Genomic DNA, 23,535 nt, shown 5'->3' on the forward strand with positions numbered 1-23,535 from the left:
TTATTTATTAGTTATACTGATACTAAAATAAGGAGGTGAATGATGTGAAGAAAAAATGCCCCATTTGCAAACGAAATAAGAAAATGGATTCACAGCTAGAAGGAAGCCGCTACTGCGTTCACTGCTGGGAGACCATTGGAAAACAATATGATTTCAAATGAAAGAATGAAACGATTTAATATAGAAATGAAGCCTTCACCTCTATATTAAATCGTTTTATTTTATCTCATTCCTTCCTAGCTGGATTCGTATATATTGGTAATTTATCTACCTTTCTACTATAATAAATGTATCCGCAGTATTGGAAGGAGCATAATTAATGAAATTAACAGTAACAGAAGCAGCTGCTACGTGGTACAAAGACGAAATGATGCTAGAAGGAAACGAAACAATTCGCTTTTTTGTTCGCTACGGCGGATGCAGTAACGTTCAAAAAGGTTTTTCTTTAGGTGTAAACACAGATTCTCCTAAAAACGTTGGCGTTGAAACAAAAGTTGACGGTTTAACATTCTTCGTAGAAGATGAAGACCTTTGGTACTTTGATGGTCATGATTTGACCGTAAATTATAACGAAGAAACAAAAGAACCTGACTTTCATTACGAAGCGTAAGAAAAAAAGCATCGATTTATCGATGCTTTTTTTCTTACGCTTAACCCTGCTTTTTGGCATTTTCATAGGCTTTATGCCATTCCGGATAATTACGGCGAATTGAAATAGGCTTAAAGTTTTCTTTTTTCACACATACGTGTGACGATGTTCCTGTTAACGCAAGTTCTTCATTTGAATTAAAAATTTCGTAGCCGTACACAACGCGTAGCCCGTCATAGCTCTCAACCCAAGTATGTACTACAGCTGTCTCGCCATAATGAAGCGGCTTTTTATATGAAGCCTGTATATCAATAACTGGCGACAGCACACCGTCTCTTTCCATTTGTGCATAGCTAAAACCTAAATCACTAATAAACTGCGTTCGACCTATTTCCATCCATACTAAATAGTTAGCATGATACACAACGCCCATCTGATCAGTTTCTGCATAGCGCACTTCGATTTCTTTCTTCGATACTAGCATGATTTTACCTCCTCTTGCACTGTTCCTGTTTTATCTTACCATATAAGGAGAATATACTCCTACTAGTTTGGTTATTACTCAATATGTTGTAAGACTAAGCGCATTTTGAATGCGATATATCAGCATTTCCAGCCGCGTCATCTTATTTTCATACCTTTTATAAGGAAGTGTATATGTGTATTCTTTATTTGTCCATAAGCGGTCAAAATAAGCGTTTAGTTCGGTCATAACCTTTTTGTTAGAAGGGCCTGATACTTTAATATCCGTTTCTAAGTTCAAGTCAGCCAAATTTCTTTTTGTGAAATTTGCTGCCCCTGCAATAATCGTTGCCTTTCTTTTGTTCCGAATAAATAAAGTTTTAGGATGATACTGCTCTTTTCCCGTATGATACCAGCGAACTTTAATATTTCCTTTAGATTTTTTCACAAGTTCTGCTGCGACTGGACGGTTAGGCAGTCCGAACTTCTTTCTTCCAAACGCATTTTCATTAGGATCTAAAATTAATCGTACGTTTGCGCCTTGTTTAGAAGCTTTCAAAAGCGCCTTTATTACGTCTCGATCTCCAAGATAAAACATGCCGAGCCATACATCGTCGCCTTTTTTAGCATGACGTAAATCATGTAATATGTGCTTATAGATTTTGCCTTCTGTTAACAGCTGAACATAGAGGTCTCCCTTTTCTTTTTCTTTCTTCTTATACCGAGGTAACTTTCCTCCATAAGAAAAATCTGACACCGCTTGTTCACTTTTCACCACATCTCTAATGATATTCCCTTTTACTTCAAAGGCCATGTTAGAATTATAAAAACTTGCATCATGAGGATTGGCAGAGGAGATAATAACGCTTTGATCCGTTGCTACTACTTTTCTATGATTCGCTTTTACATTTAATAACTTAAAATAAGCACGAGCCGTCGTCTTAGGCGCATTATTTCCAAAAGGATTGGTGATCCATCCGATTCCTTTTTCACCAAACCACTGAACAAACGTTCTCCACACTGAAGAATACAGTGGAATGGAGTCTCTGAGCTTAGATAAATTGGTTTGCACCACTTTGATTCCGTTTAGCCGCAGTGAATCTAACCACTTTGAATCATGTGAGCCGTAGGTTGTATTGATTTCATCTGTAATAAAGACGATTTCGATAGTAGGATGTTTTCGTTTCTTTTCAATCAGCTTACTTGCAAGCGTATCACTAAGGTGAGGAAACGTTTCGCCTTGGTTATAGTAGCCGTTAAATAGAAACATATCCATAATAATAAAAGCTTTTGCGTCATCAATCGCATTTGTAACTGCTTGAAAAATATGTTGTTCAGAAACAGACGTCTGCTGGTCTTGATACGTTAGGTCTGATAAAAGAAATACATCTTCTACTTTGTGGGGCTTACTTTCGTATGAAACTCCTTTAGGCAAGGGCTTATGCGTGTGATAAGAGCCCACAATAATCAAGACAACAAGTAAATTGACCAAAATCCTTACTACTTTCTTTTTTACGTGCTTTTTCACCTACATAAGCCTCTTCGCTAGTTTGTATTAGTATTGACCTTACTAAAAAAATATAGAAAGAAAGCAGCTAAAACCGTTTATTTTTAGCTGCTTATTGTCGTTGTTTTATTTATTAAATCGTACCTTCGTAACCATTTTGACGAGCTTCTGACTCATCTTTTATTTCGCTGCGCATTGCTTCGATACTTACTTCACGATTGTGATTTTTTTGCTGAATGCGCTGACGTTCTTCTTCAGTGCTGCATGCAGCTGCTTCTTCTGCTTCTTCAATGTTTTTCATTGTATTTTGGACCATTGTTTGTAATTTTTCAACGTTATCACTGCGATCGTCTGGATTCGATTTATTCCATGCCATTGTATCTTCCTCCTCAAAATAACTTTGTTACAATTGTAGTATGCCGGATTTGTTCATCTCTATAAGTGGAAAAAAATGATTTTAGTTTACATAATATAATTATAATTAAGTTAAAATGTATATATAAAACATACATAATATGGTAATATATACATACAAAGGGGGAATCGCTATGACCAAACGAATGATAATATTACTAAGCGTCATTTTTATTGCAGTGCTTGCCGTATTTTTTATGTCGCAAACCTCATTGGCATCAAAGTTGACAGCAAGTGCCTTTATGAAGCCTCATCATTACTCAAAATATGAAGAAAAAATGTTAGCTGTGACAAACCTAGACTACAAAAGCAATATCATTGCATACGATGTGAAAGCTCCTAATCACGCAAAAGAAGCTTATGTAAAAGCTACTTATTACGAAAAGGGAAAAGCAAAAGAGCCTTTATTTTCAGGAGGATTGACTGTTTCAAAAGAATTTGACATGTTTGCTATTACATATAAAATCGATGATGATACTCATAAAGTTATGTTTAATGTAGGCAGCAACGATACAAACCTAGGAATAGAAGCGGAAAAGCAAAAAAAAATGAACGGCTATTCCTTTACTGGATTAGAGAAAAAACAAACGGTAAAAATGAATAAAACATATCCAGTTGCTGCTTTATTTGGTGACGATGGCAGTGGCATACGAGTTGCTCCGCTTTCAACCGACGATGGAGAAGTTGTTAAAGAGCTTATTTCGAGCAATCCTTACGTTTATTTATTCACAGTAGAATTCAAATAATAAAAAGTCGCTGAATTCAGCGACTTTTTATTCATTCACCTTTGGTTTGAATAACTTGAGGATGCTTGCCGGATGTATCTTGCATTTGTTTTCCGTTATTTCCACCAGCTTCTCTCGGTTGAGTGCCGATGTGATTCGGAACAAAAGATTTGCTTTGTTTTTTAGGATTTCCCATGCTTATCCCCTCCTCACCGTTACTCTAACCAACTTACTTTGAAATTATTCAGCTCTTTCAAGCATACGATCTTCTAACCGCTTTTCAATTTCCATTTCAATGCGTTCAATTTCTGACTGATCTTTTAACAGTTGCGTTTTATTTTCTTGCACTAACTCTTCAAATGAACGTTTGCGTAATTTTCTCATGATTCCAACACCTACTTTATGTAATTTTTATGAAAAATCTGAAAAATCTAAAGAAACTGATATCATATAACTATCTATATTGTAACCAATTTGTCAGATAAGTAAACATACTTTTTGAAAAGTTGTAAGAAAGTTTGACATGTTTACTGACTTATCTATGTATACGATGGTAAAGTAAATAAGTTTCATTTTTAATAAAACAAGCAGCGAAGTTAATTCGCTGCTTGTTGAGCAAAGGTTTCCATTTGTTTAAGCGTCATTGGACCATTCACTCGTTGAACAATTTTCCCTTCTTCATCTATAAAGTAAGATGTCGGAATGGTGGAAACCCGATATTTTTTACTTCCTACACTATCTTGGTCGTCCAATAATACACGAAACGTAAACTGTTTTTCTTTAAGAAACTTAGATACTGCCTGTTTACTGCCTTCTGACGAAGTTAAATTAACCGCAAGCAGCTGTACATCGTTTCCATTTTTCGCATAAAACGCTTGCATATCGGGCATTTCTTTTTGACACGGCGGACACCATGTTGCCCAAAAGTTTAAAATGACTTTTTTTCCTTTAAAGTCCGATAATTGAACGGATTTCCCGCTCGTATCTGACAGTGTAAACGGAGGCGCTGTATCTTTTGGTTCCAACCCATAAGCTTGACCCGAAGCCTGACGAGCACTATCGTCTTTTTTGATATTTAAATCCTTGTATTCGCTTAAGTTAGAATTATCGGATGCTTCATTTGGAGAAAGCCCTTGCCAAAGTGCGTAGCTAAGAAAGCCTACTAGAAGCAAGACCGCAATTATTTTTTTAACCATATGATCGGCTCCTTTATTTCTTCTAAAAAGTGATAATCTATGTATTAATAGATATGTGCAATATCTACTAAAATAATCCTTTTATAGGGCATTTTCTTTTATAATATAGCATATTTCCCTCTCACTTTTTGTCGAAAACGGTGCGTTTGCATAAAAAAAGAGCGGCTCACGAGAACCGCTCTTTTTCTTTATAACTTACGCATGTGTTTTAGACTGTAATTTATCACGAAGCACCATTTGAAGGATACCACCGTGACGATAGTAATCAATTTCAACTTCACTATCGAAACGAACCAGCACTTCAAATTCTTTTTTGTTTCCAGCTTCATCAGTTGCTGTTACTTTTACAAGATCACGTGGTTTTACTGTTTCATCAACTGCTACTGCAATTGTTTCTTTTCCAGTTAAACCTAATGTATCCGCGCTTTCACCATCTTTAAATTGAAGAGGTAAAACACCCATTAATACTAGGTTTGAACGGTGAATACGCTCAAAGCTTTCAGCGATGACTGTTTTAATACCTAAAAGGTTTGTGCCTTTTGCTGCCCAGTCACGAGAACTTCCCATGCCGTAATCTTTACCTGCAAGTACAACAAGACCTGTACCTTGCTCTTTGTATTTCATACAAGCATCATAAATGCTCATTACGTCATTTGTTGGCCAGTGTGTTGTCCAGCCGCCTTCTGTACCAGGAGCTACTTGGTTTTTAATGCGAATGTTTGCAAATGTACCGCGCATCATCACTTCATGGTTACCACGACGAGAACCATATGAGTTAAAGTCTTTTGGTTCTACACCGTTTTCTTGAAGGTAAAGACCTGCAGGTGATGTTTTTGCAATTGAACCCGCTGGTGAAATGTGATCCGTTGTCACTGAGTCACCAAATTTCGCTACTACGCGAAGATCATTTAACGGTTCTACTTCACCTGGCTCTTCTGATAACCCTTCAAAGAAAGGTGGGTTTTGAATGTACGTTGAATCATTCTCCCACGTATAAAGAGCATCTTCGCTTGTTTTAATTTCATTCCAGCGCTCGTTATCATCGAATACGCGCTCATACTCGTTACGGAATAATTCAGGCGTTACCGTACGGCTAACAACTTCTTTAATTTCATCTTGAGAAGGCCAGATGTCGCTAAAGAATACTTCATTGCCGTCTGTATCAATACCGATTGGATCTTTTTGTAAATCTACATCTACCGTTCCAGCCAGTGCATATGCTACAACAAGCGGCGGAGAAGCAAGGTAGTTACCTTTTACTAATTGATGAATACGTCCTTCAAAGTTACGGTTTCCTGAAAGAACAGACGTTACAAGCAAGTCGTTGTCTGCAATCGCTTCTTCAATTTCAGCTTCTAATGGACCAGAGTTTCCGATACAAGTCGTACAGCCGTAACCTACGATGTTAAAGCCGATTTTATCTAAGTATGGAAGCAGCCCTGAATTTTGCAGGTAAGCCGTTACTACTTTTGAACCTGGTGCTAATGACGTTTTCACGTAAGCTGGAACATCCAATCCTTTTTCTACTGCTTTTTTGGCAACTAAACCAGCTGCTACTAATACGTAAGGATTTGATGTGTTCGTACAGCTTGTGATAGCCGCAATGGCAATGGCACCTGTTTTCATTGTTGTTTCTGAACCGTCTGCAAGCTTAAACGTAATTTCTTTATCTACGTCTTTAGCATCAAGTCCGAAGCTTTGGTTGCTAACAGGAGCTGTTAAAGCCTTCTTGAATTCTGTTTGCATTTGAGAAAGTGGAATTAAATCTTGCGGACGCTTTGGACCAGAAAGATTTGCTTCAATCTCAGCAAGGTTAATCTCAACAACGTCAGTGAAAATTGGATCTTCATTTTCTGGTGTGAAGAATAAACCATTTGCTTTTGTATATTGTTCGACAACCTGAATGTCTTTTTCATCTCTTCCTGTTAAACGCATATATGCTAATGCTTCTGCGTCAACTGGGAAGAATCCACATGTTGCACCGTATTCAGGAGCCATATTAGCGATTGTTGCACGGTCAGCTAATGGAAGTTCTGCTACGCCAGGACCGAAGAATTCCACGAATTTTCCGACTACTCCTTTTTGACGAAGCACTTGCGTAACTTTTAACGCTAAGTCTGTAGCTGTAGTGCCGTTTGGTAATTCACCCACAAGTTTAACACCGATTACTTCAGGAACTGGGAAATAAGAAGGTTGACCAAGCATACCTGCTTCCGCTTCAATACCGCCAACACCCCATCCTAAAACACCGATACCATTAATCATCGTTGTATGAGAGTCAGTACCTACTAGAGAATCAGGGAAAGCTACAAATTCACCATCTTCTTCAACAGCATGAACAACGTTTGCTAAATATTCTAAATTTACTTGGTGCACGATACCTGTAGCTGGTGGAACTGCACGATAGTTATTAAATGATTTTTGAGCCCAGCTTAAGAAATTATAGCGCTCTGTATTACGTTGAAACTCAAGGTCCATATTAATTCGTAATGAGTCAGCTGTACCTGCTTTATCAACTTGTACGGAGTGGTCGACAACGAGGTCTACTGGAATTTCTGGATTGATTTTGTCAGGATCTCCTCCTAAATCAGCCATTGCTTTACGAAGTGACGCTAAGTCTACAACCGCTGGAACTCCAGTGAAATCTTGAAGAATAACGCGAGATGGTTTGAAAGGAACATCGATATCTTTAATATCTTTTGTTCCCCATTTTGCAAGGTTTTCGACGTGTTCTTTTGTAATAACACGGCCATCTACCTGACGAAGAACAGATTCTAATAATACTTTAATTGAATACGGCAGCTTAGAAACGTTACCTAAACCTGCTTCCTCTAAAGCTTGTAAGCGGTAATAATTATATGTGCTGCCATTAAGATCGAATGACGAACGAGCGTTAAAAACGTCTTTTTTAGTCATTGCTTTTACCCCCTTAAAATTCTATGTATAAAGGATTTACTTACCCCATCCTCTATTCCCTTCACCATCTATCTTAATATAATATTATACATAAGTAAATAAAAAGAATGTTATTAATTAACATAAGTTTCACTTATAACCTTTTCCATCTCCCTTTTATTTTTCTAATAATTCATATTTCATTGATTTTTACGCATGCTAGAAACGGAGGTGATTCAACATGGCTAAACGCAAGTCAAACCACGTCATTCCTGGAGCTAATGCGGCTAGCGCTCAAGAAAAAGGAGCGGGTTATAATGAAGAATTTTCAAATGAACCATTAACGGAACAACAGAAACAAAATAATAAAAAACGCAAAAAAAATCAGTAAAACAATCTCTTATTGGATATACTAATCACTAGTTAGAAAAGCAAAATCGTTTAACTCCATGAAATCTAACGAGAAGGCGTCATTATATATGACGCTTTTTTTCTGTTCCCATTTCCTGTTTTTGTTAAACCTATTTTTAGAAAGGGGAATTTTTCATCGGATAAATTCCCTGTCACTATCCTACCCTAATAATGAAAGGGAGGCTTTAACTATGAACAAAAACAGCAGCAAAGACATCAGAAGAAATGCGCCAAAAAGCAATTCTGGACAGCCAGAACCGCTAAGCGGATCTCATAAAGTAAAAAACCGTAAGCATTCTCGTCAAAAACACAATAGCGGACATGATATGTAAAACAGCGGCAAGCTCTCTACAGAGCTTGCTTTTTTATGCGTAGAAAAGACAGCTAGTACTTCAAGCTTATTCTTTGCGCAGGAGTTCACTAAGTACATAAACGCGCATATGATAGTAAAGTGAAACAGTTTAAATAATGGAGGAACGCAGAAATGAAAAACAAGCGTCTGCCAGCAGACCAAATGTTTGTAAAAGGCTTTCAAGAGTTGTTAGAAGTCATGCTTTCAAATCCCTTTATGAGTTATTTAGATTATGATTCTGTTCGTATAGATTTATTTGAAACAGAACAATCATTTATTGTCGAAGCTGAATTATTAGGGTATCACCCTAAGGATATTATCGTTCAGATACAACCTGCCCACTTACAGCTGACAGCCAAAAAATACTGCATTAGAGAATTTCATGATGAAAAGCAAGGAACGCTTGCAAGAGAACAAATGGAAGAAAGCGTTGAACGTACAATCGACTTTCCATTTCCATTGATGAATAAAAAAATTACCGCTACATTTAGTAACGAAATCCTCGAAATTACGATTTCTAAACATGAGACAAATGAATCTAATCAGCAAATAGTCCCTATTGATTTCCAATAAAGCTGCAGATGTTGTCTCTGCAGCTTTATTGGAACTATTTAATTGTTTATTTAGCACATAGTTTTTTAAGAATATTCTTCTTTTCAAAACAATGGGATATCTAATTTGTTTTACGGTACACTACTAAAAAAAGAGTAAAAGGAGAACGTTTATGCTTCATACTGCTTGGAAAGGTAAAATCAGCTTTGGATTAATTGATATCCCTATTAAACTGCACGGAGCAATTGAAGAAAAAGATGTAAAGCTGCGCACGCTACACTCCGTTTGCCATACACCTATTCATCAAGAAAAACATTGCCAAACGTGCGGACGAGAAGTAGAATCCGATGAACTGGTTAAAGGATACGAAACTGCGACCGGTCAGTTTGTTGTACTTTCACAACAGGAAATTGACAGTGTCAAAGAGCCCTTTGCAGCAAACAAAGCCGTTGAATTGTTACACTTTGTTTCGTTAGATGACATTGATCCCCTGTTTTTTGATAAGCCCTACTATATTTCTCCTGGAGAAACAAGCCTAAAAGCTTATTATACTTTATTAAATGCACTTGAAATAACGAATAAAGTCGGTATTGCGGATGTATTTTTATATTCCAAGCAGCAAATGGCAATTATTCGTTCCGTGGGCGGATCTCTTATTCTTCACACGATGCATTTTGAAGAAGAACTTCGTTCAGTCACAGATGTGCCTAACTTATCCAGTACTTCTTCCATTAATGAAAGTGATACACAAGTGACGGTGGAATTAATTGAGAAGCTATCTACTTCTTTTAATCCATCTATTTACAAAAACAACTACCGAGACGCCTTACAAAACGTCATTCAACAAAAAATAAATCAAGGCGAAGTTACAAAAGGCAGCGAAAGCGAAGAACGAGATATTCGACATTTAATGGAAATGTTAAAAGTGAGCATAGATCCTTCTACTTTACACCCGACAAAATCAACAGCAGAGAAAAAAACTTCATCCTTAAAAAAGAAAGCATAAAAAAGCTAACGAAGAAATTCGTTAGCTTTCATTTGCAACAGAAGTCTTAGGAACAATAGTTCCATATGACGCCGGTATTTTTAAATATTGCGTTACTTGATTATTTTCTACAAAGACAATAAAGTTATCTTTTTTATCTTTTCCAATACCTTTTGCTTTTGCTTCAGACCACGTAAAGCCCAGCTTTTCATTTACCTCACTGCGAGTCGTTTCTGGTCCAAAAACATATACTTTATCCCATCTAAAATCACATAATTCATTAAAATCAAGGATGGAAGCTTCTTCTTTACTTTGATTTGTTTTTTTAATTTCATTAATTACAGTTTGCTGAAGTTGCGCCTGGTTGCGTTCGCTGTATACCCTGTCAATAAAAAAAGTTGCCAATAGCGCTACTAACGTGAATAGTAGAATCTTTTTCACTTCGTTGTCCTCCTGATACGTTCTCTGCACATGATACGACTTCTTTTCGATACGGTTTTATTCTCTACTATTCTAGAAAATTCAACAGGAAAATACAACTAAAATCTCGAAATGTCATCAAAACATAAAAAACTTAACACTATGTCAACCCATAAAAAAAGACTTGTTCACTTTCTACCTATTCACCTACTCAGCGCTGAAAAAATGTGGTTCTACCGTACAAATAGCTTCAATAAATTCTTCTACTAACCCTTCTTCTCCCGGCAAAAAAGGCAGCGCACCGACTCCAACACGTTCAATACTTTTATAAAAATGATGCTGCTTATAGCCCTCTGCTTTCCCTGGAAACAGCACAATCGCTGTTTGTACCGGTTTTATCCCATTTTCTTCTACAATAGCGTCTCGGTAACGATGCATGGTATTAATATCTTCTTCTCTAGGAGAGGGCGTATCGTGATTTGGTTTGATGCGATACTTAGCGTCAAAAAGATATACACTTTTTTTCTCCCCTTGCTTTACTTCAAGCAGTAAATCAGGCTTTTGAATAACGGTATGAGTATGATGATATGCTTTCTGATACCATAGCGTGACTTCTGCTTTCCCCACTTGAAAACGATGATAAGACGGCTGCATCCTGACGTTCAACCCTTTTTCTGTCGTTGTCATGATGTTTTGCTCTATCGGCTTGCCGTAAGTTTTCAACTTCTTTAAAAGACTAACATACGTCCAGTATTCATAGAGAGTTGCAATATCTTTTAATGAAAGCTGGTAAAATTCTCCGTTAAGAGCCAATCCTCGCGTTAAGAACATAAAGTATCTGCTTGCTTCCCGGTAGCGGGGTGCCGTACGCAGTGTAGAAGGAAGAGTTGAAGCTTGGAGGGTCTTCACCCGTTGCCAAAACACATTATTTAACAGTCTTTTTAATTCGGTATGATTAGTTTCTAGAGCCGACACCGCCTCTTTTTTTACATATCTGTCTTCTATTAATTTGTCAATTAGTGCAGTTAGCTTATGGTACAGCTGCGTCATCATCCATTTAACACTTTGATTTTCAAGATTATCATAGGTAGACACATGCCTGGTGCCAATTGCTTTTGTGGGTACTACTTTTATATTTCGATTAATTTTAATCCCCCTGCTTGAAGATGCAAGATAGGTAGGGTGTGTTCGGACAAAAGATATAGCACGGCTATCTTGTTTTTTTATTTGATCGCCTCTCATGAGCTCATGTTCAACTTTTACCGATTGAAACGGCTGATTTTCAATCTGACGCACAGAATGAAGAAAGGGTTTCATATAGTGAGAGAGCACATGATAAAATTCCGTCCATGTTGCTTGCTTAGACCAAACAGATTTCGCTTCAATATATGTTTTACGAAGCATATCGTATGCCAAATCATGAATGTATCCGTTCACTTCATCAACCATGTGTACATAATCTGTCTTGTAGCTCATCTTTGATGGGAAAATTTCAAGAGTAAAGGACAGCTCTTTTTCTCTTTCACTGTAAACATGAAACGTAGAATACCCTACTTCATTTTGAAAGCTTATATTTCCCGTCAAAATGTAGGGAAATCCTACGGTTTGAAAACTTTGTTCAACTGCTTTTGAATCGTGGGTAACAAACAGGCTTGTTTCATTTTTAGAAACAACTGTAATTTGATAGGTTTCATTTTCAAAAAATAAAGGCTCAAGCGGCGGTTTTGAAGTCATCATGCCTTTTGTTGGCTTTAATACTTTTACATGTGTAATTCCTTTTCCCGTACAAGAAAAAAACATCACTTCTTCGGCAGATTTTATTCTTTTCTTATTTTTCCCTTTTATAACCACCGTACATGTGTCGGTTTCAATTTCAACGTACGGTATTAATCCAAAATGACGTGTATCCGTATACTTCAAAACGTCTCATCATCTCCATTATTTTGCGTGCGCTTTTAGGAAATCTCATTCCATCTGCATTTACGACAGCTGTCTCAAATTCATCATCTAACAGTGTATTTGTACAGTAATAATAAAGGTTTTTTAATAAGTCAAATGTGTACCCATCGCTTCCTGAAATACGAGGCAAAACTTTTTGCAAAATCTGAAAATCAAACGCCTGATCAAATGTAAACATCCCGCTTTTCACCGCGTAAATTAAATAAAAGCATATTTCGTCGCGTACGCGGTAACCTATTTGTAGATCGACTTCTATAAGCATCTCGTTGACGGTTAGAAGTTCATTTGTTACTTCGTGAATGAGCTCAGCATGTTCAACATACGCATCTTTTAAGTGAACATATTGACTTTGAATTTGTACATTTTGAATGCCGTGCTGAGACGGATCTTTATCATCTAAAAAATCAAAAGAATCTAGTTGAATCTTATTTAACTCAATGGTGTTGGTACGATCTAACAACTTTTGACTAAACCCATGAGTGGTTTCATCCATATTAATTGTACCGATAATGAGAAGATTGGACGGCAAATAAATATCTCGGAACATCTTATGTCCCGGGAATAACGGAGCCGTTTTGATTTTCCCTTTTGACCAGCTCCTGCTTTCCATTACGCTTAAAATATCGCTAAAATAATGTTCAACTCGAGCTAAGTTCATTTCATCCAATATGGCAACATATGTGTAAGCTGGGTGCTGAATGGCTTGCTGCATAATCGACAGAAACGATCCTCTGCGAAAATCTCCTCTTAAATCAATATATCCTAATAAATCTGAACTATCGTGCCAATCGGGTCGAACCGGAATGAGCACTTGTCTTCCATTTTCAATCGTAGCACCGATACTATCTGCTAAGAGCTGAGCAAGCTTTGTTTTTCCTGTCCCACTCATTCCTGATAAAACAATAAACGGTTTGGTCTTTAAAGCAAAGTAGGCGTTGGCTATATCATGTCGTTCATATGTAAATCCAGATTTCCTAATATACTCATGAATATGGACGATGGCGTCTTTGTCTCCCATCATCTCTTTGCTCATTCCGTATGTTTTTATATACTGTTCATGCATACTTAGCAGTAAATACAAGTCATCTTGAAGCTGATCATTGCTAGGTAAGTCTGCTATATTGTAAGGGAGGTAAAGAGCTACTCTATCCTCAAAGTTTTTCGCTTCCATGCTTGTACCAATGACAATATGATTATCTTTCAATACGCGGGCATGTTCAGGAGTGAAAAACCGAATGTCTTTCAGATCGGTTCCTTCTTCTGAGTCTCCTCTCATCATGACTAAGTAAATGCGCTGACCGTCTTCACTGAATAAATACGCGACCATCACGTCACTCTCTATATTCTTATTCGCAAGGGTCACGTAAGGAAATGTTTCAGCATGGTGTCCCGATATACGCATTTCTTCTCGATTTATATGCTCCAATCGATAAAGAGAAATCGGAAGCCTGCGTGTAAGCATATTTTCTATTTCATGTTTCACAAGTACATCTCCACCCATTTGTTTATAATGTTCCGCTACATACAGCAGCCGCTCGCGCAAACTCATCGAATTCTCTCCTTTCTGCCTTCACACCAGTTTGTAAAAATAAAAAGCATCGTCAGCTGACCACGCAAAAGGTTCATTTCTTTTATTATAGACGCTTTCTTCGTATAGTAAGCTATTTTATAACGTTAGAAAACACTACACTATTCTTTTCTCTACATATATGTTTATGTTCATTTTAATGAAACATGACAGAAAAGAAAAGCGTTAGGGGCTTAATGAATGAAGAGGCAATGATACGAACAGAAAATAGGCAGCTTCTGTGCAGAGTGATAACACACTTTTTACTGCTGATGTGTTTACAGCATGTAAAATATCGTGCATTTTTATTATTCCCTCCTTTTCCTGTCGAGGTTTTAAAATCTTTTCACGTTTTACACAGAACTACAATACGCTACAGTAGACCACTTCTATTCTCTGAATGAATCCATGTATTATTCATATTTTCAAAGAAGCTACAATAAGCTTTTAAAGACTTAGAAGAACTGTCGTTTGAAAGGAGAATAATATGCTATTCGACTCAACAAAAATCAACCTAGGAAATTTGAACGTTCGCAGTGCTGATCAAGCAAGCAGTATTTCTATTGGAAATACGTCAAAAGTTACAAGATATGTCACAGCAAAGAAAAATCAGGCCTTCGGACAGCAGCACGCTGATCAATGTTTTACAGCAGGATCTGCTCAAAAAACTGTAGATAACGATTATGTAGATGCATTTGCAACAAAAAATGATAAATAAGGAGGAAACCATATGATTTTTTCGCCCATGGTCATTAACTTACAAGCCTTCAAAGTGAACGTTTTGGATAATTCATCCGTTTTAAGCATAGGACCTAATCAGCAGCTTGATGTGTTCGTATCTTATAAACGTAATCAAGGTCTGGGAGAATCAAACGGAGATTTTTCTCCGAACGTAACTCCGTTCTCCTGGATTATAGATTCAGATGTAAACGATTCAAACTCAGTTAAAAACAGCGTAATTTAAGCTTCTACACCGCCTCTAACGAGCATGACTAGCAGCATACCTTCATCTATTCGTCTATCAGTATTCAATCTGAAGCCTAATAAATATAACCTGCGTCTGAACTGGCTATATTTATTAGGCTTTTTCTATAAAATGGGCACTTTTTGAAAGGACGATGGGCTATCAATTTGATCTCGATCATCAACACAGCTTCTCGTTCCTATAAAGCCGCTATCATCACCAAAGTTTTGCCCAAACCCCTGTGTTTTTTTATCTGAATTATTCCAGTCTGCTAGTAAATTCTGTCCGATATTTACCGCAGACGCATTTTCAAAGGAATTTATCTTTAGCATTAAAATATTAATATTTATAGATGCACCTGCCATTTAAACCCCCCCCTTTTCAAACTATATTCAAATTCCATCTTTTTATGATGTGTGGTAAGGAGGAAACCATATGGACTTTGATAAACTTATGCAGTGGATGGAATTTGCTAAAAAATATCAAACAAATGACTTTTGGAACGGTGTCTTTGATCAGACTGCTTTTAACGACTTTATGAAAGAAAATATGGATATGAACGCTCCGGATTCTTATCAGGCTCCTCAGGCTCCTCAAGCTCCTAAAAGTAATTTTCCGCCTGTCGATATTTATGTTACTCCTCACGAAATCATTGTTATCGCTGACCTGCCTGGTTATCTAAAAGAAAACTTGCACGTTTCTGTTTCAGGCAGCCGGCTTCTATTAAAAGGCTCGCCCCACCCTTTCATTACAGGGCAACCTGTTGTACAAGAACGACCTTCTGGAGATTTTAACCGAATTATCGAATTGCCTGAGCCTACAGATGCGCATCATCTACGTGCAAAATTTGAAAATGGACTGCTTATTCTTTCTTATCACAGGCAGTTTTTTCAAGAAGAGCGTATTCATATTGAATAAGGTTTAGTAGTTTTACGAATGAAACGTAATGCTGCACATAAGCATTTATAAATGCAAAAAATTTAATATTAACTCCCAAACTGAATCAATATGTATTTATCTAACTGTGATTACAGAGGAAATAAGCCCAAGATGAGGAGAAGCGAAATGTCTATGAAAGGATTTTTTAACCCCAAACAGACTAACCAACAGCTTCATACTGAGCTAGCGGACTTCAAACATCAAATCAAGCGTATTAACACGCTTGAAGTTCACATGAACCGTTTTTTAAAACTCGAACCGCAAATGGGTTCTCTCATAATGCTCAAAAAAAAGCTGGAGTCTCAGCCAGCGCTTTCCAACGATTCTTCATCTTCACAAAGAAGTGCTCATAAAAATGCTGAACAAGCATATGCAAAAGATATGAAAGAGACTGCTAACCAGCTTCAATTTTTAAAGGAAAAAGTAGCGCAATTAGAACAAGCGATCTCCACGCAACCCCCTCGCGATAAAAAGATAGAAACTGTACCTTATCCGGATTTAACTGGCTTGGTAGAACAATCTGTAGAGAAAAAAATGGCTCCTTATCTCAAAAGAATGACCGAACTAGATGAAAGAGTTTCAGCATTAGAGCGAAGTATGTCGCTTTTAACTGAAGTACAGGTGGACATGCTAAAACGAACGTCTTCCCTTCAAGAAGAAGTAAAATTGATTCATCAAAAAGCGGCACTTTTAGAAAATGCTCCCCCGCCTATTCATATTGATAAATTTTTTCTTGATAAATACGAACAAAACAACAATATTGGCCAAGTTGGCATTAAGGAGCTCGGCGGTGCTTTAAACATCGGAGCTACATACGGAAGCGGAGCTATACCCAAGGATTTCACCGACCAAATCCAAAAAGATATGGAAGAGTTAAAAAACGCTAAATCAGATATTTCTTCAGACAAAACGAACCCTGCACAAGAGGATAAAGAGAATTCTTCTTCCGCTTTCGAAAAAGAAGAAGCGTATACAGAAGTTCCTATTTTTGATGAAGATGATCCAAAGGAAGAGTCAGTCTAAAAAAGTTATAAAATTATATCTAGTTATGACTAGAATTTTTGCAAGCTATTCTTTACACTATAGGTAATAACTTCAAAAAAGGAGATATGCTGATGCCAAAGCTTTTATGGAGAATAGGTGCTGTCATGTTGCTAATGTGTGGAGGCTTTATCTTTTTATTTATTGCTGCTTCGCAAATGATGGTTCAGCAATACAAACCTTTTTTTAGACGCGAGAGTGCATAACTCTCGCGTTTTTTTATTGAATATTATCCTGTTTATGGTAATATATATCAAAAAGATATAGGTGAGGAAAATAAATGAAGGAAAATCAAACAACATATGCAATTTTAGGACTGCTTACCACGGAATGCAGAACTGGTTATGAAATTAAGCAGTTAATGGATCGAAGTTTAAATCATTTTTGGAAAATCAGTTATGGCCAAATTTACCCCACTTTACAAAAGCTTGTGAATGATGAACTAGCAACGGTCAATTCCGTTGCTCAAAGTGATAAACCGGATAAAAAAGAGTATGTCATAACAACTAAAGGAAAAGAAGTTCTGCAAAATTGGCTGCGTGAACCTATTAAACAGCTCCCTTCAGAAAGAAATGAAATTTTGTTAAAACTCTTTTTTAGTAGTCAGCAAGAAAAGCAGCTCACAATTTCCCAGTTAAAAAACGCTCAGCAGACACTAACTGAACGCTATCACATGTATTGCGGAATTGAAGACAGCATTTCTAACAGCCCTTCTCCCGACAGAACGTATTGGCTTATTACCCTAGACTACGGTAAACGAACAACGTGTGCTTCGATAGAATGGTGCAAAGATACGATTAATAAATTATATGATGAGGAGGCGCATAATTTATGATTCATTCCAATCGTATGATGGCTAAGCCCGGTCAGGATTTGGTCGTCTTTGTTATAGGAATGCGCATTAACAAATGGACAGCCGTACACAAGTGGTTCCCTGTATTTAAAGCAATGCCTCCTATGATTCGCGAATTGTATGCAAACAAAAACCTTGGATTTTTATCTTTGCAAGGATCTTTTAATTTACGAACCATCACCCTGATTCAATATTGGGAGTCAGTTGATCAATTGACCTCCTATGCCAAGGGCCCTCAGCACTTAAAGGCGTGGAATTCTTTTTATAAACAGGCTTCAAAAACGAATGCAGTGGGCATTTATCATGAAACGTATGTCATTCCTGCAGGAAATTATGAATCAGTATATGTGAATATGCCTTCGTTCGGTTTAGCTAAAGCCCTTGGATCTGAAACCATAACGAAGCATACTCAAACTGCCAAAAAACGTTTGAATGTTAAAAAGCCGCTTTAACTAAAAGCGGCTTTCGTTCTATTTGTTATACATATATCTTCAGCATTTGATTGGCACCTTTTTGAAATTCGTACGGGACGTCTGCTATTTCTGTTCCTTTTACTAGAGGCGCAATCTCTTCTAACAGCTGCGGCAAATAGGTAGAAAGCTTGCCGCTTAAATTCGTTAAAGGAAACAAGCGTACTTCCTCTTTTGTAACGCGTATGAGTTCTTTTAAAGCTTCTAAATGAAACGTATAATCTAACCGGTCACTGTACATAAATAAAAAGTTTGCACAAAGCGTTAAATCAAACTCGTTCTTTTGAAACGGCAAATTAGGAAGTGCTCCGTACTGATAGGCTTCGCGGTTCTTTTTCATATGAGCAATACAATCTTTTAATGCTCTTTTTCGATGTTCAGTTAAATCATCAATAGACGAAAAATACTTCCACACATACTGTTCCTGTACATGCTGCATTTGATTCATCGTATGAATTAAATCCAGGCTTCCTTTCTTTTCAAGCTCTTCTGCCGTAAATGTATAGGCAATATCACAGCTAATAGCCTCCGTACCTTGCTGCAAGGCATGAGCAGTAAAAGAACAGGCCCCGCCAGCACAATCTAACACTTTTTTTCCTTTTAAATACTTTTCATTCAAATTAAACATAGCTCTATACTCTTCAAACGTTCTGCCGATAAAAACAACTCGGTCAATTCCTAACTTTTTCTCTGCTAAACTCAACTCTACTCAGCTCCTATCTTTCACTTAGACTTTCATTTTACAGAAAATTGGATTAAATTCCAATAGTTTATGTATTAATTAGTTTAACCACGATCTTTTGAAGGCCTAAAAACAGGCCCCAACACATGACTCCTATCGATAAACTCATAAACAAATGAAGAGAGTTTTTTAAGCAAATATAGACGACAGCAAGTAGTAAAATAGTGCCTGGCAGTCCATAAAGAACGCCTAGCGTAAACTGACTGACCACTTCCTTTTTTTCTCCTTGCACTGATAACCATATAATACTTAGTAAGCTCACAATTGGAAGGGCAGCCACAATTCCACCGTATGTGGGAAATCTTTTGGCCATTTCTGTTACCCCTGCAATAATAAGAGCCGACATTAAAATTTTGATGATACTATACATGTTTTGCACGCTCGCTCAATAACTGAAAAGCCTGTTGAATCAGCTGTTTTTCAGATGCTGTCATTTCGCGTAAAATAGCTGATACTTTTTCTTCATCCAAGCTTGAATTCCGTTTTAATAGGTCTTTTCCTGCTTCTGTTAAATGCAGAATTACTTTTCTTTCATCATGTATATCTCTATTTTTATATACATACCCTTTATCAATATTTCTCTTTACGTGTTCAGATGCCGTATTATGTGAAACGTGTAAATAATCCGCAATTTCTTTTATTCCAACCGAAGATGATTTATCTATATGCTGTAAAAGACGTATTGTTTGGTGTGTTATTTTCTCTTCATGCGTATAGTGCAAATGATAATAAATAGACGTCCAATAGCTGTTTAACTCCTCTATTTTCATGATCTTGCTCCTTTATATCGTATTTTTAGTTATTATCGTATTATACGATATATATTACAGGAACGACAGCCAGGTTTCAATACTACCTGCTTTTTATCTGACATCTCACATAATAATACGATTTAACAGTTACACTAATCGTACACACTGTGAAAGGCGGTTGTATGACATTGATTCTTCGACTGTTAAAATGGGTTCCGAATCTCTTTACGATTGGAAATTTGCTAAGCGGCGTATTTTCCATAGCTTTTAATATGAATAGCTACGAACGCTTAGCTGCTCTTTTTATTTTTCTAGCCGCTTTTTTCGATTTATTTGACGGAAAAATTGCGAGAAAGCTGAGAGTTAACAGTGAGTTTGGTGTAGAGCTAGATTCTTTGGCTGATATTATAAGCTTTGGCGTAGCGCCTGCAATGCTATTTCATACTCTTTCTCCCCACTCTTGGCTAACCGTACTCGCTTTTATGATTTATCCAAGCATGGGCGCATTAAGATTAGCTAAATTTAGTGCAAATCCAACCATAGGTTATTTTATAGGGCTTCCTATTCCTTTTCCCGCTCTAATTATCGCACTGCTTGGCATGTTTTATTACGTGAATCCTTACCTTATGATTATGTTAGCTATTTTGATGGTTAGCCCTATTCGCGTAATGAAAATTTAGATGCAATAAAAGACAGACAAAATGCCTGTCTTTTATAGTGCTGTCCATTCTTCGCACAGCATTTTATGCTTGAATTTCAGCTCATGTTCTCTTTTTTCAAGCTGAGCTTGTAAAGAAAGCCACTCGCTATTATCAGGTGCTGAGCATAATTTTTCTTCAAGGGACAGTAAGGAATTCAGTACGTCTTCAAGCTGAGCAGCTACTTCTCTTTGCTGTTTTATGTTCATTTTTTTCAACAGTAGTTTTTCATTTTTCTTCATTTTTTCACCTCTTTCTTTTCTTTACCCCATGTTGAGTGTTTTAGTATAGAAAGTATATGGTTAAAAATATTTCTCCTGTAATAAAGATCTTTTAATAGCTTATTTTATTTTTAATGATTATTTAGAACATAGTTTAATAAGATTACTATATCTGATACAATTAGTAATACTTTTACAAACCGTGATATACTTAAAAAAAGAAAGGATGATGAATAGAAAATTATGCTGCAAAAATTTGGTTTTTCTCAGTATGAAAGTCAAGTATATGAAGCGCTGCTTGCGAATGATGGCCCGCTGGATGCTAGTTCAATTGTTACGTATTCGCATGTTCCAAAAGCAAAAATTTATGAAGTGCTTAATCGTTTAATTGATAAAGGTATTGTAGTAAATACATTGTCCGGGAAAAAGAAACTTTACTCAGCGGTAGCCCTTCAAACCGTCATTCAAAAACTTACTGCTGATTTTGAAAATGACATTAATGAATTAAAAACATATAAAATTAAAAAAACGTTTACAGATGATTATGTTTGGAGTTTAAAAGATAAATCCTCTATTTCTGCTCACATCGAACAATTGATTCATGAAGCGGAATCTTCTATTATTTTATCCGCGTGGAATGATGAGTTAGCACATTACCGCTCATTGCTAGAAGAAAAAGAGAAACAAGGCGTAAACGTCGAGGTCTTAACCATAGGAAACTTGCAGACTGCCCTCAAACATTTACATACATTAAATCCAATAGATGATCATAAAAACCTTGAGCCGTCGCAGTTGATTATTGTTGACGATGCTTACCTTTTATTTGCCGGCATTGAACATGAGACATGGAAAGCAATAAAAACCATGTCGCAGCCGCTTGTAAAAGTTTTTGCTGATTTCTTTTATCATGACGTTGCACTTACCCATATTACAAAGAAATATCAAGAGCAGCTTCTTCAAGATTCTGAGATCATGGAGCTGCTTACTCGCCTGCGATATTAAAAAGGTTACTAATTCATTAGTAACCTTTTTAATATTACCTATTGAAATCCCTTCTAAAAAAGGTTACTATTCTAGTTGTAACTTTTTAAAGAGGGGGTTTTTTGATGAATAAAAAAGTTTACATACTTGCGATTGCTTCTTTTGTTGTTGGAACGGTCGAATTAATTCTAGGAGGCATCTTAGACTTAATTGCCGATGCATTTCATGTATCATTAGCAAAAGCAGGTTATTTAATCTCTATTTATTCGTTTGTTTATGCCTTGTCTGCGCCGATTTTACTAAATGTGACGGCTAAGATAGAGCGTAAAAAAGTTTATATGTGGACATTATTTATTTTCTTATTGAGCAATGTATTTTCAGCCTACAGTTCGGGCTATTATATGCTACTGATTGGACGTATTCTTGCTGCTGCGAGCGGTTCTTTTATCATTGTACTATCTACCACAATGGCTTCTAGAATGGTAAAACCTGAATACCAAGGCAGAGCAATTGGCATCGTATTTATGGGAATCAGCGGCTCACTTGTTTTAGGCATTCCTCTTGGTATTTTGATTGGAAATGCGCTTGGCTGGCGTCAAGTATTTGTTATGATTGCAATTTTGACTGCCATTATTATGATTACCGTTTGGTTTACAATGGAGCGTCTAGCTCCTGCGCCAATTGTACCGCTAAAAACTCAGGTAAAAGCTTTACGCAATAAAAAAATGCTCGCTATTCACCTAGCAACATTATTTGTACTTGCGGGTCATTTAACGCTTTATGCGTACTTCACACCATTTTTACAAGAAACACTAGGATTAAATACAACGATGGTGACCATTATTTATGGTATTTTCGGTCTTGCTGCCGTGGCAGGAGGAGGACTTGGAGGAGCTGTTTCTGATAAATGGAACCCTTCTTCATCTGTTATCACCATGATTGCTCTCTTTTTTGTTAGCATGATTGCTATGCCTTTTGGCGTTCATTTACCATTCGTTGTGTTCTTGCTTCTTATGATCATTTGGAGTGCGCTCAGCTGGGCGGTTTCACCAGCTCAAAGCAATTTAATTATCCATAGTGCACGCGACACGTCGGACATTTTAATCAGCACTAATGCAGCGATTTCACACGTAGGAATTGCGATCGGCTCCTATGTTGGAGGAATTGTCGTTAATCAATACTCTGTTATTTATAACGGCTGGGTCGGGTCTATTTTTGTTTTGCTTGGTCTTTTCTGCTCTCTTTATGCGGTAACACGAACAGAAAGCACAGCAGATACGCTTCACAGTAAATAAGCTTTTATAAAAAAAGCGTACACTATGTGTGTACGCTTTTTTTGATTATGATGGGTCTTCATGCATTTCAGCTGCAAATTGAGATTCGGACATAACGATAAAACCATGCTTTCTTAGCAACGCAGTCGTTACCCCTTCACCGGCTAATTTAACATTTGAAAATGCTCCGTTATATATATGTTCACTTCCACATGAAGGGCTGTTTTCTTTTAGTACAATAACAGTAGCTTTTATTTCTTTTGCGATGCTCAGTGCCTTATAGGCCCCGTCTATGTATATATCTGTCACGTCTTTTCCCGATCGTTCAATAACTCGCGCATTTCCGTTTATTACGTCTATTCCCGTTCCTTTTATAATTTCTGCCGGTTCTCTAGGCGTGTGAAATCCACCTAACAGTTCCGGACACATCATCACCGCTTCTTTATTTTCAACGAGCGCTTCAATTACCTTAACTAAGGCACTGCTTCCATTATATCTGCAAGCTTGACCTGCTAAGCAGGAACTAACCAAAATCACAGAATTCTCCCTCCCATAAAAAAAACACT

Annotated in this window: 32 protein-coding genes; 16 read left to right on the forward strand and 16 right to left on the reverse strand. The window is 37.0% G+C overall.

The features are described from left to right. Positions 1 to 319 precede the first annotated feature (319 nt). A complete protein-coding gene (locus LJC66_RS12955; RefSeq protein WP_013057245.1) occupies positions 320 to 610 on the forward strand; it encodes a HesB/YadR/YfhF family protein in 291 nt (96 codons plus the stop codon). 40 nt (positions 611 to 650) lie between these two features. Here the strand turns inward: LJC66_RS12955 and LJC66_RS12960 are convergent, their stop codons facing one another. From LJC66_RS12960 to tlp, 3 genes are all read right to left on the reverse strand, one after another. After that, positions 651 to 1,073 (reverse strand): acyl-CoA thioesterase, encoded by a 423-nt coding sequence (locus tag LJC66_RS12960; protein WP_195696906.1) that lies wholly within the window; start codon positions 1,071 to 1,073, stop codon positions 651 to 653. A gap of 78 nt (positions 1,074 to 1,151) precedes the next feature. Next, positions 1,152 to 2,579 (reverse strand): phospholipase D family protein, encoded by a 1,428-nt coding sequence (locus tag LJC66_RS12965; protein ID WP_230932700.1) that lies wholly within the window; start codon positions 2,577 to 2,579, stop codon positions 1,152 to 1,154. Positions 2,580 to 2,691: 112 nt separating this feature from the next. Then, positions 2,692 to 2,934 (reverse strand): small acid-soluble spore protein Tlp, encoded by a 243-nt coding sequence (gene tlp, locus LJC66_RS12970; protein ID WP_014459887.1) that lies wholly within the window; start codon positions 2,932 to 2,934, stop codon positions 2,692 to 2,694. 172 nt (positions 2,935 to 3,106) lie between these two features. Between tlp and LJC66_RS12975 the strand changes: the two genes are divergently transcribed. Next, positions 3,107 to 3,718: a hypothetical protein gene (locus LJC66_RS12975; RefSeq protein ID WP_230932701.1), complete on the forward strand. Its 612-nt coding sequence runs from the start codon at positions 3,107 to 3,109 to the stop codon at positions 3,716 to 3,718. 31 nt (positions 3,719 to 3,749) lie between these two features. Here LJC66_RS12975 and LJC66_RS12980 read toward each other — a convergent pair whose 3' ends face one another. The 4 genes from LJC66_RS12980 to acnA form a co-directional block, all read right to left on the reverse strand. Continuing rightward, entirely contained in the window at positions 3,750 to 3,893 is a 144-nt protein-coding gene (locus LJC66_RS12980; protein ID WP_014459885.1) for an acid-soluble spore protein N, read from the reverse strand. A gap of 44 nt (positions 3,894 to 3,937) precedes the next feature. Further along, positions 3,938 to 4,081: an FbpB family small basic protein gene (locus LJC66_RS12985; RefSeq protein WP_013057252.1), complete on the reverse strand. Its 144-nt coding sequence runs from the start codon at positions 4,079 to 4,081 to the stop codon at positions 3,938 to 3,940. Between the two features lie 212 nt (positions 4,082 to 4,293). Further along, complete coding sequence (locus tag LJC66_RS12990) at positions 4,294 to 4,893, reverse strand: TlpA disulfide reductase family protein (protein WP_230932702.1); 600 nt, start codon at positions 4,891 to 4,893, stop codon at positions 4,294 to 4,296. Positions 4,894 to 5,088: 195 nt separating this feature from the next. Continuing rightward, complete coding sequence (gene acnA, locus LJC66_RS12995) at positions 5,089 to 7,809, reverse strand: aconitate hydratase AcnA (protein WP_050689731.1); 2,721 nt, start codon at positions 7,807 to 7,809, stop codon at positions 5,089 to 5,091. Between the two features lie 220 nt (positions 7,810 to 8,029). Here acnA and sspO point away from each other — a divergent pair, with 220 nt between their 5' ends. The 4 genes from sspO to ku all read left to right on the forward strand — a co-directional run bounded on the left by sspO (position 8,030) and on the right by ku (position 10,109). After that, positions 8,030 to 8,179 carry a small acid-soluble spore protein O gene (gene sspO, locus LJC66_RS13000; RefSeq protein ID WP_230932703.1) on the forward strand — a complete coding sequence of 50 codons (150 nt, stop codon included), beginning with the start codon at positions 8,030 to 8,032 and terminating at the stop codon, positions 8,177 to 8,179. Between the two features lie 211 nt (positions 8,180 to 8,390). Further along, a complete protein-coding gene (locus LJC66_RS13005; protein WP_013057256.1) occupies positions 8,391 to 8,531 on the forward strand; it encodes a small acid-soluble spore protein P in 141 nt (46 codons plus the stop codon). A gap of 152 nt (positions 8,532 to 8,683) precedes the next feature. Continuing rightward, entirely contained in the window at positions 8,684 to 9,124 is a 441-nt protein-coding gene (locus tag LJC66_RS13010) for an Hsp20/alpha crystallin family protein (protein ID WP_050689730.1), read from the forward strand. A gap of 151 nt (positions 9,125 to 9,275) precedes the next feature. Continuing rightward, entirely contained in the window at positions 9,276 to 10,109 is an 834-nt protein-coding gene (gene ku, locus LJC66_RS13015; protein WP_230932704.1) for a non-homologous end joining protein Ku, read from the forward strand. A gap of 21 nt (positions 10,110 to 10,130) precedes the next feature. On the opposite strand, the gene LJC66_RS13020 is transcribed toward ku, so the two are convergent. The 3 genes from LJC66_RS13020 to LJC66_RS13030 all read right to left on the reverse strand — a co-directional run bounded on the left by LJC66_RS13020 (position 10,131) and on the right by LJC66_RS13030 (position 14,016). After that, positions 10,131 to 10,529, reverse strand: a complete 399-nt coding sequence (locus tag LJC66_RS13020; protein WP_013057259.1) for a hypothetical protein — start codon at positions 10,527 to 10,529, stop codon at positions 10,131 to 10,133. Positions 10,530 to 10,715: 186 nt separating this feature from the next. Further along, complete coding sequence (locus LJC66_RS13025; protein ID WP_230932705.1) at positions 10,716 to 12,428, reverse strand: DUF2357 domain-containing protein; 1,713 nt, start codon at positions 12,426 to 12,428, stop codon at positions 10,716 to 10,718. Further along, positions 12,382 to 14,016 carry an MrcB family domain-containing protein gene (locus LJC66_RS13030; protein ID WP_195696899.1) on the reverse strand — a complete coding sequence of 545 codons (1,635 nt, stop codon included), beginning with the start codon at positions 14,014 to 14,016 and terminating at the stop codon, positions 12,382 to 12,384. Before LJC66_RS13030 ends, LJC66_RS13025 begins: the two co-directional genes overlap by 47 nt. 505 nt (positions 14,017 to 14,521) lie before the next feature. On the opposite strand from LJC66_RS13030, the gene LJC66_RS13035 reads away from it, so the two are divergent. After that, complete coding sequence (locus tag LJC66_RS13035; RefSeq protein ID WP_195696898.1) at positions 14,522 to 14,752, forward strand: hypothetical protein; 231 nt, start codon at positions 14,522 to 14,524, stop codon at positions 14,750 to 14,752. 12 nt (positions 14,753 to 14,764) lie between these two features. Then, positions 14,765 to 14,998 (forward strand): hypothetical protein, encoded by a 234-nt coding sequence (locus LJC66_RS13040; protein WP_013057270.1) that lies wholly within the window; start codon positions 14,765 to 14,767, stop codon positions 14,996 to 14,998. A gap of 125 nt (positions 14,999 to 15,123) precedes the next feature. On the opposite strand, the gene LJC66_RS13045 is transcribed toward LJC66_RS13040, so the two are convergent. After that, on the reverse strand, positions 15,124 to 15,363 hold the full coding sequence (locus LJC66_RS13045; protein ID WP_014459872.1) for a hypothetical protein: 240 nt from the start codon (positions 15,361 to 15,363) through the stop codon (positions 15,124 to 15,126). Positions 15,364 to 15,433: 70 nt separating this feature from the next. On the opposite strand from LJC66_RS13045, the gene LJC66_RS13050 reads away from it, so the two are divergent. From LJC66_RS13050 to LJC66_RS13065, 5 genes are all read left to right on the forward strand, one after another. Then, entirely contained in the window at positions 15,434 to 15,916 is a 483-nt protein-coding gene (locus LJC66_RS13050) for an Hsp20/alpha crystallin family protein (RefSeq protein WP_014459871.1), read from the forward strand. Between the two features lie 147 nt (positions 15,917 to 16,063). Further along, entirely contained in the window at positions 16,064 to 16,960 is an 897-nt protein-coding gene (locus LJC66_RS13055) for a dynactin subunit 2 (RefSeq protein ID WP_230932706.1), read from the forward strand. 92 nt (positions 16,961 to 17,052) lie between these two features. Next, entirely contained in the window at positions 17,053 to 17,184 is a 132-nt protein-coding gene (locus LJC66_RS27755; RefSeq protein ID WP_013057274.1) for a hypothetical protein, read from the forward strand. A 74-nt stretch (positions 17,185 to 17,258) separates the two neighbouring features. After that, positions 17,259 to 17,813 carry a PadR family transcriptional regulator gene (locus LJC66_RS13060; RefSeq protein WP_230932707.1) on the forward strand — a complete coding sequence of 185 codons (555 nt, stop codon included), beginning with the start codon at positions 17,259 to 17,261 and terminating at the stop codon, positions 17,811 to 17,813. Further along, positions 17,810 to 18,283: a DUF4188 domain-containing protein gene (locus LJC66_RS13065; protein ID WP_230932708.1), complete on the forward strand. Its 474-nt coding sequence runs from the start codon at positions 17,810 to 17,812 to the stop codon at positions 18,281 to 18,283. The genes LJC66_RS13060 and LJC66_RS13065 overlap by 4 nt, the downstream gene beginning before the upstream one ends. Before the next feature lie 25 nt (positions 18,284 to 18,308). Here LJC66_RS13065 and LJC66_RS13070 read toward each other — a convergent pair whose 3' ends face one another. The 3 genes from LJC66_RS13070 to LJC66_RS13080 all read right to left on the reverse strand — a co-directional run bounded on the left by LJC66_RS13070 (position 18,309) and on the right by LJC66_RS13080 (position 19,813). Beyond that, positions 18,309 to 19,004 carry an SAM-dependent methyltransferase gene (locus tag LJC66_RS13070; RefSeq protein ID WP_230932709.1) on the reverse strand — a complete coding sequence of 232 codons (696 nt, stop codon included), beginning with the start codon at positions 19,002 to 19,004 and terminating at the stop codon, positions 18,309 to 18,311. Positions 19,005 to 19,071: 67 nt separating this feature from the next. Continuing rightward, on the reverse strand, positions 19,072 to 19,413 hold the full coding sequence (locus tag LJC66_RS13075; RefSeq protein WP_050689720.1) for a DUF3147 family protein: 342 nt from the start codon (positions 19,411 to 19,413) through the stop codon (positions 19,072 to 19,074). Next, positions 19,406 to 19,813: a MarR family winged helix-turn-helix transcriptional regulator gene (locus tag LJC66_RS13080; protein WP_230932710.1), complete on the reverse strand. Its 408-nt coding sequence runs from the start codon at positions 19,811 to 19,813 to the stop codon at positions 19,406 to 19,408. Before LJC66_RS13080 ends, LJC66_RS13075 begins: the two co-directional genes overlap by 8 nt. Positions 19,814 to 19,983: 170 nt before the next feature. Between LJC66_RS13080 and pssA the strand changes: the two genes are divergently transcribed. After that, the gene (gene pssA, locus LJC66_RS13085; protein ID WP_230932825.1) at positions 19,984 to 20,475 is read left to right on the forward strand and encodes a CDP-diacylglycerol--serine O-phosphatidyltransferase; all 492 of its coding nucleotides are present in this window, start codon (positions 19,984 to 19,986) and stop codon (positions 20,473 to 20,475) included. A 32-nt stretch (positions 20,476 to 20,507) separates the two neighbouring features. Here the strand turns inward: pssA and LJC66_RS13090 are convergent, their stop codons facing one another. After that, entirely contained in the window at positions 20,508 to 20,735 is a 228-nt protein-coding gene (locus LJC66_RS13090; protein WP_230932711.1) for a hypothetical protein, read from the reverse strand. Positions 20,736 to 20,957: 222 nt separating this feature from the next. Between LJC66_RS13090 and LJC66_RS13095 the strand changes: the two genes are divergently transcribed. Then, positions 20,958 to 21,716: a TrmB family transcriptional regulator gene (locus LJC66_RS13095; protein WP_230932712.1), complete on the forward strand. Its 759-nt coding sequence runs from the start codon at positions 20,958 to 20,960 to the stop codon at positions 21,714 to 21,716. 104 nt (positions 21,717 to 21,820) lie between these two features. Continuing rightward, positions 21,821 to 22,990 carry an MFS transporter gene (locus LJC66_RS13100; RefSeq protein ID WP_057245050.1) on the forward strand — a complete coding sequence of 390 codons (1,170 nt, stop codon included), beginning with the start codon at positions 21,821 to 21,823 and terminating at the stop codon, positions 22,988 to 22,990. A 45-nt stretch (positions 22,991 to 23,035) separates the two neighbouring features. Here LJC66_RS13100 and LJC66_RS13105 read toward each other — a convergent pair whose 3' ends face one another. Then, positions 23,036 to 23,506, reverse strand: a complete 471-nt coding sequence (locus tag LJC66_RS13105) for a 2-thiouracil desulfurase family protein (RefSeq protein ID WP_195696890.1) — start codon at positions 23,504 to 23,506, stop codon at positions 23,036 to 23,038. Positions 23,507 to 23,535 lie beyond the last annotated feature (29 nt).

It is taken from the genome of Priestia sp. TSO9, from assembly GCF_021029645.1.
In the GTDB taxonomy this organism is placed as follows: domain Bacteria; phylum Bacillota; class Bacilli; order Bacillales; family Bacillaceae_H; genus Priestia; species Priestia megaterium_E.